Source organism: uncultured Flavobacterium sp., assembly GCF_951805225.1.
Taxonomy (GTDB): domain Bacteria; phylum Bacteroidota; class Bacteroidia; order Flavobacteriales; family Flavobacteriaceae; genus Flavobacterium.
On the sequence record NZ_OX638201.1, the window covers coordinates 4,864,481 to 4,875,821 of the forward strand.

Annotated in this window: 13 protein-coding genes; 4 read left to right on the plus strand and 9 right to left on the minus strand. The window is 33.1% G+C overall.

Annotated elements, in window-relative coordinates; genetic code table 11:
* Window positions 1-108: 108 nt before the first annotated feature.
* Genes WN975_RS20285 through WN975_RS20295 form a run of 3 tightly spaced genes read right to left on the minus strand, consistent with a single transcriptional unit; the run spans window position 109 to window position 2,191 of the window.
* Window positions 109-534, minus strand: coding sequence for a SufE family protein (locus WN975_RS20285; protein WP_337968073.1), 426 nt, complete (start codon window positions 532-534; stop codon window positions 109-111).
* Between the two features lie 2 nt (window positions 535-536).
* Window positions 537-962 carry a hypothetical protein gene (locus WN975_RS20290; protein ID WP_337968074.1) on the minus strand — a complete coding sequence of 142 codons (426 nt, stop codon included), beginning with the start codon at window positions 960-962 and terminating at the stop codon, window positions 537-539.
* A gap of 14 nt (window positions 963-976) precedes the next feature.
* Window positions 977-2,191 carry a cysteine desulfurase gene (locus WN975_RS20295; protein ID WP_337968075.1) on the minus strand — a complete coding sequence of 405 codons (1,215 nt, stop codon included), beginning with the start codon at window positions 2,189-2,191 and terminating at the stop codon, window positions 977-979.
* Between the two features lie 222 nt (window positions 2,192-2,413).
* On the opposite strand from WN975_RS20295, the gene WN975_RS20300 reads away from it, so the two are divergent.
* Together WN975_RS20300 and WN975_RS20305 are read left to right on the plus strand one after the other, a co-directional pair.
* Window positions 2,414-3,763: a serine hydrolase gene (locus tag WN975_RS20300; protein WP_337968076.1), complete on the plus strand. Its 1,350-nt coding sequence runs from the start codon at window positions 2,414-2,416 to the stop codon at window positions 3,761-3,763.
* Between the two features lie 7 nt (window positions 3,764-3,770).
* Entirely contained in the window at window positions 3,771-3,935 is a 165-nt protein-coding gene (locus tag WN975_RS20305) for a hypothetical protein (protein ID WP_337968077.1), read from the plus strand.
* Between the two features lie 69 nt (window positions 3,936-4,004).
* Here the strand turns inward: WN975_RS20305 and sufD are convergent, their stop codons facing one another.
* The 6 genes from sufD to WN975_RS20335 form a co-directional block, all read right to left on the minus strand.
* Window positions 4,005-5,321 (minus strand): Fe-S cluster assembly protein SufD, encoded by a 1,317-nt coding sequence (gene sufD / locus WN975_RS20310; protein ID WP_055097568.1) that lies wholly within the window; start codon window positions 5,319-5,321, stop codon window positions 4,005-4,007.
* Between the two features lie 97 nt (window positions 5,322-5,418).
* Window positions 5,419-5,808 (minus strand): four helix bundle protein, encoded by a 390-nt coding sequence (locus WN975_RS20315; protein ID WP_099710280.1) that lies wholly within the window; start codon window positions 5,806-5,808, stop codon window positions 5,419-5,421.
* A gap of 82 nt (window positions 5,809-5,890) precedes the next feature.
* Window positions 5,891-6,637: a Fe-S cluster assembly ATPase SufC gene (gene sufC, locus WN975_RS20320; RefSeq protein WP_059114661.1), complete on the minus strand. Its 747-nt coding sequence runs from the start codon at window positions 6,635-6,637 to the stop codon at window positions 5,891-5,893.
* A 13-nt stretch (window positions 6,638-6,650) separates the two neighbouring features.
* The gene (locus WN975_RS20325; protein WP_337968078.1) at window positions 6,651-7,139 is read right to left on the minus strand and encodes a flavodoxin family protein; all 489 of its coding nucleotides are present in this window, start codon (window positions 7,137-7,139) and stop codon (window positions 6,651-6,653) included.
* Between the two features lie 7 nt (window positions 7,140-7,146).
* Window positions 7,147-8,595 carry a Fe-S cluster assembly protein SufB gene (gene sufB, locus WN975_RS20330; RefSeq protein ID WP_337968079.1) on the minus strand — a complete coding sequence of 483 codons (1,449 nt, stop codon included), beginning with the start codon at window positions 8,593-8,595 and terminating at the stop codon, window positions 7,147-7,149.
* A gap of 78 nt (window positions 8,596-8,673) precedes the next feature.
* Entirely contained in the window at window positions 8,674-9,003 is a 330-nt protein-coding gene (locus WN975_RS20335) for an iron-sulfur cluster assembly accessory protein (RefSeq protein WP_055097560.1), read from the minus strand.
* A gap of 325 nt (window positions 9,004-9,328) precedes the next feature.
* Here WN975_RS20335 and WN975_RS20340 point away from each other — a divergent pair, with 325 nt between their 5' ends.
* Both WN975_RS20340 and WN975_RS20345 read left to right on the plus strand, forming a co-directional pair.
* Window positions 9,329-10,255 carry a hypothetical protein gene (locus WN975_RS20340; protein ID WP_337968080.1) on the plus strand — a complete coding sequence of 309 codons (927 nt, stop codon included), beginning with the start codon at window positions 9,329-9,331 and terminating at the stop codon, window positions 10,253-10,255.
* Window positions 10,256-10,441: 186 nt separating this feature from the next.
* A complete protein-coding gene (locus WN975_RS20345; RefSeq protein WP_337968081.1) occupies window positions 10,442-11,299 on the plus strand; it encodes an MBL fold metallo-hydrolase in 858 nt (285 codons plus the stop codon).
* Window positions 11,300-11,341: the final 42 nt, after the last annotated feature.

Genomic DNA, 11,341 nt, shown 5'->3' on the forward strand with positions numbered 1-11,341 from the left:
ACTATATAATAGAACTTCATTTAACAGCAAACTTAAATGTTCTTTATTTTGTTTGCAAAGTAAACACAAAGCTTATATTCTCTTATATAACTTATATGGTTTAAAAATTTAGTTTTTGTTTTTTGAATCAAAAGCCAAAGCGTACATTTTGATATTTTTAATCATCGAAACCAATCCGTTTGCGCGAGTGGCTGATAAATGTTCTTTTAAACCAATGTCGTCAATAAATTGAGTGTCGGCATTTATAATATCTTCAGCTTTTTGATTAGAGAATGCACGAATTAAAATCGCAATAATCCCTTTAGTTAAAATAGCGTCACTATCTGCAGTGAAAACAATTTTATCATCGTTTTGTTCACCTTGCAACCATACTTTTGATTGACAACCTTTGATTAAATTCTCGTCAGTTTTGTATTCTTCTTTGATTAACGGAAGACTTTTTCCCAATTCGATGATGTACTCATAACGCTGCATCCAGTCATCAAACATCGAAAATTCGTCTATTATTTCGTTTTGTATTTCTTTTATTGTCATAATTATTCTTTCGTAAAATCCAGTAGCAAATTTACCAATTTTTCTATTTCCTTTGGAGGATTGCCATTGTCGAAACCTTTAGTTTCATATGTTTTCTGATTCTGGACAACTTTTAAGTTTCCAATTGCAGCGCCATCATAAAAACGTTTTTCACTTGGAGCTTTTAGAGTTGGAATACTTTCTAAGTTAATCTTTGAAAATTCTGCTGCAATTTGTTTCCATTTTGCGTCGCTTATTTTGCTTTCTACAGCTTCGGTATTTTTACCATTTATAATAGAAACTGTTTTATTTTGAACCATTATCTTTTTGTAAAGACCACGAGACATTGCAGAATATTCTATTTGTGTACTTGTCATATCGGCTGTTTTTTGACTTGAACAACTTGTCCCGATGAAAATCGTTAAGAGCAATAAAGATAATATTTTCATATAAAGAGTTTTTTTTAGCTTAACATGGTTTTTGCTTTTTTAACCGCTTCAACCATTGTGTCAATTTCTTCGATTGTATTGTAAAAAGAAAATGAAGCACGAATAGTTCCCGGAATACAGAAAAAATTCATAATAGGTTGAGCACAATGATGTCCGGTTCTAACGGCAATTCCTAATTTATCGATAATTGAACCAATATCATAAGGATGAATTCCGTCAATATTAAACGAAACCACAGAAGCTTTATTTTTTCCGGTTCCGTAAATTTTCAAACCTTCAATTTCTAACAAACGCTTTGTCGCGTGCGCTAATAATGCATTTTCTTGTTCCTGAATATTATCAAAACCAATGTTGTTTAAATAATCAACAGCAGTTCCTAAAACAATTCCTCCAGCAATATTTGGAGTTCCCGCTTCAAATTTATGAGGAAGATCAGCGTAAGTCGTTTTCTCGAAAGTAACTTCTTTGATCATTTCTCCGCCACCTTGATAAGGAGGCAATTTATTTAACCATTCTTCTTTTCCGTATAAAATTCCGGTTCCGGTTGGACCACACATTTTATGCCCTGAAAAAGCATAAAAATCACAATCTAAATCCTGAACATCCGGTTTTAAATGCGGAACTGCCTGAGCGCCATCAATCAAAACAGCTGCACCAACCGCATGTGCTTTTTCAATAATATATTTGATAGGATTTATGATTCCTAATGCGTTCGAAATATGATTTACAGTAACAACTTTAGTTTTCTCTGAAAGTAAAGCGTCAAAAGCTTCCATGATCAATTCGCCATTTTCATTCATCGGAATAACCTTAAGAGTTGCTCCGGTTTTCTCGCATAACATTTGCCAAGGCACAATATTGCTATGATGTTCCAGTGAAGAAACTACAACTTCGTCTCCAGGTTTTAAAATAGAAGCAAAACCATTTGTTACAAGGTTGATTCCGTGTGTTGTTCCAGAAGTAAAAAGTACTTCATGCGAAAATTTAGCATTAATATGATGTTGGATTTTCACTCTTGAAATCTCATAAGCATCAGTTGCCAATTGACTTAATGTATGAACGCCACGATGAATATTGGCATTGATTTCCTGATAATATTTTGCGATTGCATCGATCACAATTTGTGGCTTTTGCGAAGTTGCGCCGTTATCAAAATAAACCAAAGGTTTTCCGTTTACTTTTTCCGAAAGTATCGGAAAATCAGCTCTTATTTTTTGGATGTCTAACATGTCTTATTTAGAAAAATTCTATTTACAAAAGTACTAAAACTAAATTGTTTTATGCGGCTATTCCATAATTTCCTTTTATGGCGCCATCAATTAGAAGCTGATATGTTGATTCTGTAAAATTTGATTCTATTTTGTAAACATTATGAGTTATAATTCTAAATTGACTCATAATATCGTGAACATAAATTAATTATATTGCATTAAAAACATCTAACTATAATTATGAAAAAATTTCTCAAATTACTTGCGCTTGTTTTAGTTCTTGCATTTCTGTATTTTGGATTCACAACTTATCCGAAACTTGATTTGATTTCCGGCTTTTCAGCCAAAAGTATTGCGTCGGGTCATTTTTTAGATCATAGATCGAAAGAATTAATCGAGAAAACCGACAATGATATTGATATGATTGATTTGGCAACAAATACAATTAATGATGCTGGAAAATTTGCAACTTCAAATGTTTATGGCTTAAAAGAGCGAAAAGCAATTTATCGCGAAGGACTTGGAGCAACTTTGATTAATGATGATTATGATGTTTCGAAGCCATATTTGCTTCCAAAGAGAACCAAATTGGTAAATAATCTTCCTTTTCCTTACGGGAATAATGAACCGAAGGATTCTGCTTTTTCGAATGTTGATTATTCAAAATTGAAGAAAGTCATTGATGATTCTTTCGATAAAAATGGAGGAAAAGCAAAACGTACTCGCGCCGTTGTAGTTTTATATAAAGACAAATTGATTGGCGAAAAATACGATACTGGTTTTAATAAAGACAGTAAAATTCTAGGTTGGTCGATGACAAAAAGTATTACAAGTTCTGCTTTTGGAGTTTTAGCCAAACAAGGAAAAATTGATATTTATAAACCGGCTCCAATTGCCGAATGGAAAAATGATGATCGTAAAATTATCACGATAAATGATTTACTTCATATGAATTCCGGTTTAGAATGGGAAGAGAATTACAGTACGATTTGCGATGCTACAAAAATGCTTTTTCAGGCCGAAGATATGGGGAAAGTTCAAATGGATAAACCGGCACAATTCAAACCAGATACACATTGGAATTATTCTTCAGGAACAACTAATTTATTATCCAGAATTTTAAGAGCACAATTTAAAACGCAACAAGAATATCTTGATTTTTGGTACAGTGCTGTAATTGACAAAATCGGAATGAATTCGATGATTGTCGAGCAAGATATGTCGGGAACTTTTGTTGGTTCGTCATACGGATGGGCGACACCACGGGATTGGTCGAAATTTGGATTATTATATCTCCATAAAGGAAATTGGAATGGAGAACAAATTCTGGACGAAAGCTGGGTAAAATATACAGCAACTCCAACAAATACTTCAGAAGGAAAATATGGTGCTCAGTTTTGGTTAAACGCTGGAGGGAAATTCCCTGATGTTCCTCGTGATATGTTTTATTGCAGCGGATATCAAGGTCAAATGGTGGCAATTATTCCGTCTCTGGATATGGTAATCGTGAGAATGGGAGTGAAGGAAGAAGAACCGGGATTTGATTTTAATGGCTTTTTAAAAGGGATAATTTCTTCGGTTAAAAAATAAATTTATAATGAAAAATTATCTATTACCTATTTGTTTTGTAATTATTGGTTGGCTTCTTGCAGGTTTTGGATTTACGACACCATTGGGACATCCAATAAGTACAATTTCTTTTTTCCTTGGATTAAGCCTTTTTTTCCTTGGATTTATATTGCTTTTTACAGTAAAAAAATAGTTTAGATACAGAAAACCCGACAGGTTTTTAAAACCTGTCGGGTTTGAATATAATGCCGAATAGAATTTTCTACAAATCAAATCCTAAATTCACGCCCAATTTCATGGCAATGATTTTAGTAATTCTTTGTTTTAATTCTGGTATTTTAATGCTTTCGATAACGGCATTTGAGAATGCGTACATCAATAAAGCTTTAGCTTCTTTTTTCGGGATTCCACGAGATTGCATGTAGAACATTGCAGTTTCATCAAGTTGTCCAACTGTACAACCGTGAGAACATTTTACGTCATCAGCAAAAATCTCTAATTGTGGTTTTGCGTTGATAGTAGCTTTATCACTCAATAAAATGTTATTGCTTTTTTGGAAAGCATTTGTTTTTTGAGCTTCTTTTTCTACCAAAACTTTTCCGTTGAAAACTCCTGTTGAACGATCAGAGAAAATTCCTTTATAATCCTGGAAACTTTCGCAATTTGGCGTTGCGTGGTTTACCAAAGTATAATGATCAACGTGTTGTTTGTCATTTAGGATAGAAATTCCGTTAAGGGTACTTGTCAATCTTTCACCAAAGTGATAAAAATTCAAATTGTTACGAGTCAAATTTCCTCCAAAAGAGAAAGTGTGCACATAAGCATGACTTTCTTGTTGTTGCGAAACGTAAGTGTTGTCAATTAAATTGGCTTCACTATTATCGTTTTGAATTTTGTAATAATCAACAATCGCACGTTTTTGAGCAAAAATCTCTGTAACCGAATTGGTTAAAACAGGATTTTCATTCAAACTTTGGTGGCGCTCGATAATTTGAACATGTGAATTTTCGCCCACAATAACCAAATTTCTTGGCTGAACCATTAATGCAGCTTCATTTCCAGTTGAGAAATACATAATCTCAATTGGCTTATCTGCAACTTTTTTCTTCGGAATATTAATAAAAGCTCCTTCACTTGCAAAAGCAGTATTCAATGAAGTCAAACTATCATCTTTACTTGCGATTTGATTGAAGTAAGTATCAATAATCATTTTATATTTTGGTTTGGTCAATGCCGATGACATCAAACAAACATCGATTCCGTCATGTGTTGTAGAAGATAAATGCGAACTAAAAACGCCATCGATAAATACCAATTTATAAGTGTCGATTTCGTGTAAAAAGTATTTTTTTACCTGATTAAATTCAATTGCATTTTCTTGCTTAGGAAAAACCGTAAAGTCATTTTTTAAGATGGCGTTTAGCGATGTATATTTCCAAGCTTCTTCTTTTTTGGTTGGGAAACCTTTATTTTCAAAGTTTTTTAAAGCATTTGTGCGTATGTCGTGTAAATCTGAATGTACATCGACACGCTCTTCAAAAGCCATAAAAGACGATACTAATTTTTCTTTTAAATCCATTTTGTTTTTGTTTCCTTCGGTGTTTCAGGTTTCAAGTTTCAGGTTGCCTGTTGTGACTTAATTCCTTTGAATCCGTATTGTTTCAGTTTCAGGTTTTCTACTGAAACTTATTTCCTTTGAAATCTTTTTTATTGAGATAAGTAATAAAGTTTTTTATTTTACCACTTAAATTTCCGTAATCTGTTTTTAAAGCTTCAAATTTTTGCTCCGAAATATATTCAAAATCAAAAACTCTATAAAGCTGAGATCTTGTTTCTCCTGCAGAACCTTTTGCTATTGATAGAAATTGTCGAAACTCTAAATTCCCATCTCTTTCAAATCCTTCAGCAATATTATCCATCACTGAGCCAGAAGAAGCTTTTATTTGATTTTTAAATCTGAGATCTGATCTTAACTCTGTATGAACTGCGATAAGATGAACTTCTTTCGCTAATCGTCGAGCTTCTTTCCAAATTTCTAAATCCTCAAATCTGTTAATTGTTGCCATATTTCTGTTTTTTAATGCTTAAGTTTAAACCTACAAATGTAGCTCAACTTGAAACTAAAAAAACATGAAACTTGAAACAAATTTAATTCTCTGCTTTAATCCAGTCGTATCCTTTTTCTTCCAATTCGTAAGCCAATTCTTTTCCGCCTGATTTTACGATTCTTCCGTTGTAAAGAACGTGAACGAAATCCGGAACGATATAATCTAACAAACGTTGGTAGTGTGTGATTACGATAATTGCGTTTTTCTCACTTTTCAATTTGTTAACTCCATTAGCAACAATTCTTAAAGCATCGATATCAAGACCAGAATCGGTTTCGTCAAGAATAGCTAATTTTGGCTCTAACATTGCCATTTGAAAGATTTCGTTTCTTTTTTTCTCTCCTCCGGAAAAACCTTCGTTTAAAGAACGAGATAAAAATTTACGATCGATTTCTAATAATTCAGATTTCTCACGAATTACTTTTAGCATTTCGTTAGCCGGCATTTCGGCTTGACCATTTGCTTTACGAGTTTCGTTGATTGCAGTTTTCATGAAGTTTGTAACACTTACTCCAGGAATTTCTACAGGATATTGAAACGAAAGGAAAACTCCTTTGTGTGCTCTTTCTTCTGGAGCAAGATCAGCAAGATCTTCTCCGTCAAGGAAAACTTCTCCGTCAGTAACTTCGTAGTTTTCGTTTCCGGCAATTACAGCCGAAAGGGTACTTTTTCCAGAACCGTTTGGTCCCATGATAGCGTGTACTTCGCCAGCTTTAACTTCTATATTAATTCCTTTAAGGATTTCTTTATCACCAATTGAGGCGTGAAGGTTTTTTATTGATAACATTGTTTTTTTTATTTTATATAAATGTCAATTCTATTTTTGTTGTTTGGTTTAGGATGTCTGCATTAAAATGTGCGTGTCCTAAATATTCCATGCCTAAATAATCGGCTGATTTTTTGAAAGGGATGTAAAAACTTTCTTCAATTTCATTGTCGTGTGAATTTGATATCACGCCAATTTTCTTTCCTCTAAGTTTTCTTCCGGTTTCTTTTTCAATTCGGATTAAATCCGAAAAACGATCAAAGAAAACCTTCATAATTCCACTCATATTATACCAATAAATTGGTGTTGCAAAAATTAAGGTGTCGTACTGTTCGAGTATTCTTCTTATTAAAGGAAGAAAATCATCCTCTTTGTTTTTGCTTTCGTAATCATAATAAGAAATACTATAATCACTTAAGTCAATTACATCGATTCCGGTATCTTTAGAAATTTCATCAACAATTCGGGTTGTGTTTCCGTTTTTTCTGGATGAACCTAAAATGATTACTTTTTTACCTTCCATTTTGCAATTAACCTACAGATCCTTCTAAAGAAATCTCTAATAATTTTTGAGCTTCAACAGCAAATTCCATTGGTAATTTGTTCAATACATCTTTACTGAAACCATTTACAATTAAGGCAATCGCTTTTTCAGTCGGAATACCTCTTTGGTTACAATAAAAAACCTGATCTTCTCCAATTTTACTTGTAGTTGCTTCGTGCTCTATTTTAGCCGATGGATTTTTACTTTCGATATAAGGGAAAGTATGCGCTCCACAATTGTTTCCCATTAAAAGAGAATCACATTGTGAAAAGTTACGAGCATTTTCAGCTCTTGGGCTAATTTGCACTAATCCACGGTAACTGTTTTGTGATTTACCAGCTGAGATACCTTTAGAAATAATAGTCGATTTAGTATTTTTACCTAAATGGATCATTTTAGTTCCCGTATCTGCTTGTTGATAATTATTGGTAACGGCGATTGAATAAAATTCTCCTACCGAATTATCTCCTTTTAATACACAAGAAGGATATTTCCAGGTTACAGCAGAACCAGTTTCTACTTGTGTCCAAGAAATTTTTGCGTTTGTTTCGCATAAACCTCTTTTAGTTACGAAGTTATAAACTCCACCTTTTCCTTCTTTGTTTCCTGGGAACCAGTTTTGAACGGTAGAATATTTAATTTCGGCGTCATCCATAGCAATTAATTCAACTACAGCAGCGTGCAATTGATTTTCGTCACGACTTGGTGCAGTACAACCTTCAAGGTATGAAACGTAACTTCCTTCATCAGCAATAACAAGAGTTCTCTCGAATTGTCCTGTTCCTGCCTGATTGATTCTGAAATAAGTTGAAAGTTCCATTGGGCAACGAACGCCTTTTGGAATATAACAGAAACTTCCGTCAGAGAAAACTGCTGAGTTTAATGCTGCATAGAAGTTGTCTTTTTGAGGTACAACAGTTCCTAAATATTTACGAACTAATTCCGGATGTTCTTTTATAGCTTCTGAAATTGGACAGAAAATAATTCCTTTTTCAGCCAAAGTTTTCTTGAAAGTAGTAGCTACAGAAACAGAATCGACAACAATATCCATAGCGACATTGTTCATCATTTTTTGTTCATCGACAGAGATTCCTAACTTTTTGTACATTTCAAGAAGTTCCGGATCTACATCATCTAGAGTTTTGTTTGGATCTACTTGTTTTGGAGCAGAATAGTATGATATTGCCTGAAAGTCAGGTTTCTCATAATGAACGTTTGCCCATTCCGGTTCGATCATTTCTTTCCATGCACGAAAAGCCTCGATACGCCAATCGGTCATCCATTGTGGTTCTTCTTTTTTAAGAGAAATAGCTCTTACGATATCTTCGTTTAAGCCAATAGGAAATGTATCTGATTCAATATCAGTGTAAAATCCGTATTCGTATTCTTTAGTTTCGAGTTCGATTTTTAAATCGTCTTCAGTGTATTTTGACATTTTTTAGTTTTTTAAAACGCTTAAAAAATAGAATTCCTTAAGCGTTTAAATTTTTGCTTTCGTTAAATTCTTTTTAATTTATAGCGAAAAAGATTCTCCGCAACCACAAGTTCTGCTGGCATTTGGATTATTAAATACAAAACCTTTTCCGTTTAATCCACCAGAGAATTCCAGAATTGTTCCGGCTAAATATAGGAATGATTTTTTTTCAACTGCAATTGTTATGTCGTTGTCTACGAATATTTTATCGTCGTCGCCTTTGGTTTTGTCAAATTTTAAGTCATAAGACAAACCAGAGCATCCGCCACTTTTCACGCCTACTCTTACGTAGTCGCTAGCAGCATCAAAACCATCGTCTTTCATTAAATCGATGATTTTCTTTTTAGCTGTATCAGAAACTTTTATCATTGTTTATGGTATTTGTTTTTATTTTCAACCGAATTTTCTTTAAAATCGTAATTTTAATATTACAATTTAAAACGCTGTAACTCAATGTTGAAATGAAATTATCTGCAAAGATACGACTTAAAAACCTTTTTCCATAACGGTTCACATTATTATAACAAATGTTAAAATAGATAGAACTTATTTTGATGTATTATCAAGAGAAATAAGATTTGAATGTTTAATGCTTAACGAAAAAGGGTTTCTTTTTTCTAAAGTTAAAAAACCGTATTTATACCTGTTTGTGCTGACAAATTATTGGTATTTTTGCAAAAAATTGTGAGTAATTATGAAAAAACAGTACAAAGATAAGTGGTTAAAAGCACTTTTAGCGGTGTTTTTTGTTTTTGGAATAGGTGCTACAGTCTTTATTTTTAGTAAAGAGTCAAATGAAATTGTTGAGAAAAGTAAAGAAGGATCAAGTAGTTCCGGAAATTTAAAATTAAGTCAGGAAGATCTTGCGCAAAAGAATATTTTGGATTCTTTAACGAATTTAAAGTTGGCTTATGATCAGGCTATACTTGAGAAAACGGAATTATCGCAACAATTAGAAATCGAAAGAAAGAACATTGAAAATTTGATGGAAATCATTAAAGTTTCTAAAAATCCTTCGGTTGAACAAATACATATTTATAGAAAACAACTTTCAGATATGAACACTGCATTAGTATCGAAAGGAATAGAAGTTAAAAATTTAAAATCTCAGAATAAAAGTTTATTAACTGAAATTGAAAGCCAGAATGTTGTCATGTACCAACAAAAAGCTGAAAATGACACTTTGATTTCCAAACAAAAAAAATTAGAATCAACGTTAAAAGATGCTTCGAGATTATCCTTAAATACCTTTAAAGTGATTGCGCTTCGCGAAAAAAAATCTGGTAAAGAACTGGAAACTGATAAAGCAAAAAGTGCAAAGAAGTTAAAAGTTAGTTTTTCGATCAATGGAAATTCTGTTGCTAAAACAGGAAAAAGAGTATTTTATATTCAGGTTCTGGATCAAAATAATACTGTTTTGGGCGAGAATAAACTAATAGAATTCGGCAATGATAAAGCGTTAGTTTATAGTTTTATTGTCTCAGTAGATTTTCAGGGAAAACCAGCAAATGTGTATGGAATTTTAGATTCTGGAGATGATCATTTTGTTAAAGGAACCTATTTTGTCAACTTCTTCGACAAACAAGAAATCATGGGAAGCGCTTCAATTACTTTGGAATAAAAATTTTTAGCCCGCGGATTTCTGCTGATTTAACAGGTTTTCGCTGTGTTTTATTTATATCAAGGCGTAAAAAATAATATGTGTAAATCTGCTAAATCCGTAAAATCTGTGGGCAATTTAACAACTAGAGTTAGTTTAAGGAGATTGGATTTCCTAGCTTTGTTTTCTTATTAGAAAATTACGCTTATGAAACTTTACCCTATAGAATCCGGAAATTTTAAGTTAGACGGAGGCGCAATGTTTGGTGTTGTGCCCAAAACAATCTGGAATAAAACCAATCCTGCCGATGCTAATAATTTAATTGATATTGCAGCTCGTTGTTTACTTATTGAAGACGGAAATCGGCTGATTTTGATTGATACCGGAATGGGTGACAAACAATCTGAGAAGTTTTTTGGTTATTATTCGCTTTGGGGATCGCATTCTATAGACAAATCATTGGCTAAATATGGTTTTCACCGACATGATATTACAGACGTTTTTATGACGCATCTTCATTTTGATCATTGTGGAGGAAGTGTACAATGGAATTCAGCTAAAACAGGATACGAACCGGCCTTTAAGAATGCTAAATATTGGAGTAACGAGAATCATTGGGAATGGGCGACAAAACCAAACGCTCGTGAAAAAGCTTCATTTTTGTCCGAAAATATTTTGCCAATGCAGGAAAGCGGACAATTGAATTTTATAAAACGTCCTGAAGCTGATTTTGGCTTTTCTGAAGAAATGAATTTTGGAATTTATTATGTTGACGGACATACCGAAAAGCAAATGATTCCGCATATTAAATATCAGGATAAAACCATCGTTTTTTGTGCCGATTTATTGGCGACAGCAGGACATATTCCGTTGCCGTATGTTATGGGTTACGATACAAGACCTTTATTGACAATGCCGGAAAAATCTAAATTCTTGAACGCAGCGGCGGATAATAATTATTATTTGTTCTTAGAACATGACGCACACAATCAAATTATAACAGTTGAACATACAGAGAAAGGTGTTCGATTGAAAGAAGTATTTACTTGCGAAGAGATTCTTTAAAAAGAACTTTAAATCATAAAAAAATCCCATTTGCCGAGGCGA

Coding starts and splice junctions, on each gene's coding strand:
- WN975_RS20335 (WP_055097560.1), bottom strand. CDS start 9,003: ATGATAAAAGTTTCTGATACAGCTAAAAAGAAAATCATCGATTTAATG.
- WN975_RS20290 (WP_337968074.1), bottom strand. CDS start 962: ATGAAAATATTATCTTTATTGCTCTTAACGATTTTCATCGGGACAAGT.
- WN975_RS20325 (WP_337968078.1), bottom strand. CDS start 7,139: ATGGAAGGTAAAAAAGTAATCATTTTAGGTTCATCCAGAAAAAACGGA.
- WN975_RS20295 (WP_337968075.1), bottom strand. CDS start 2,191: ATGTTAGACATCCAAAAAATAAGAGCTGATTTTCCGATACTTTCGGAA.
- WN975_RS20285 (WP_337968073.1), bottom strand. CDS start 534: ATGACAATAAAAGAAATACAAAACGAAATAATAGACGAATTTTCGATG.
- WN975_RS20315 (WP_099710280.1), bottom strand. CDS start 5,808: ATGGCAACAATTAACAGATTTGAGGATTTAGAAATTTGGAAAGAAGCT.
- WN975_RS20305 (WP_337968077.1), top strand. CDS start 3,771: ATGAAAAATTATCTATTACCTATTTGTTTTGTAATTATTGGTTGGCTT.
- sufC (WP_059114661.1), bottom strand. CDS start 6,637: ATGTTATCAATAAAAAACCTTCACGCCTCAATTGGTGATAAAGAAATC.
- WN975_RS20340 (WP_337968080.1), top strand. CDS start 9,329: ATGAAAAAACAGTACAAAGATAAGTGGTTAAAAGCACTTTTAGCGGTG.
- WN975_RS20300 (WP_337968076.1), top strand. CDS start 2,414: ATGAAAAAATTTCTCAAATTACTTGCGCTTGTTTTAGTTCTTGCATTT.
- sufD (WP_055097568.1), bottom strand. CDS start 5,321: ATGGATTTAAAAGAAAAATTAGTATCGTCTTTTATGGCTTTTGAAGAG.
- WN975_RS20345 (WP_337968081.1), top strand. CDS start 10,442: ATGAAACTTTACCCTATAGAATCCGGAAATTTTAAGTTAGACGGAGGC.
- sufB (WP_337968079.1), bottom strand. CDS start 8,595: ATGTCAAAATACACTGAAGACGATTTAAAAATCGAACTCGAAACTAAA.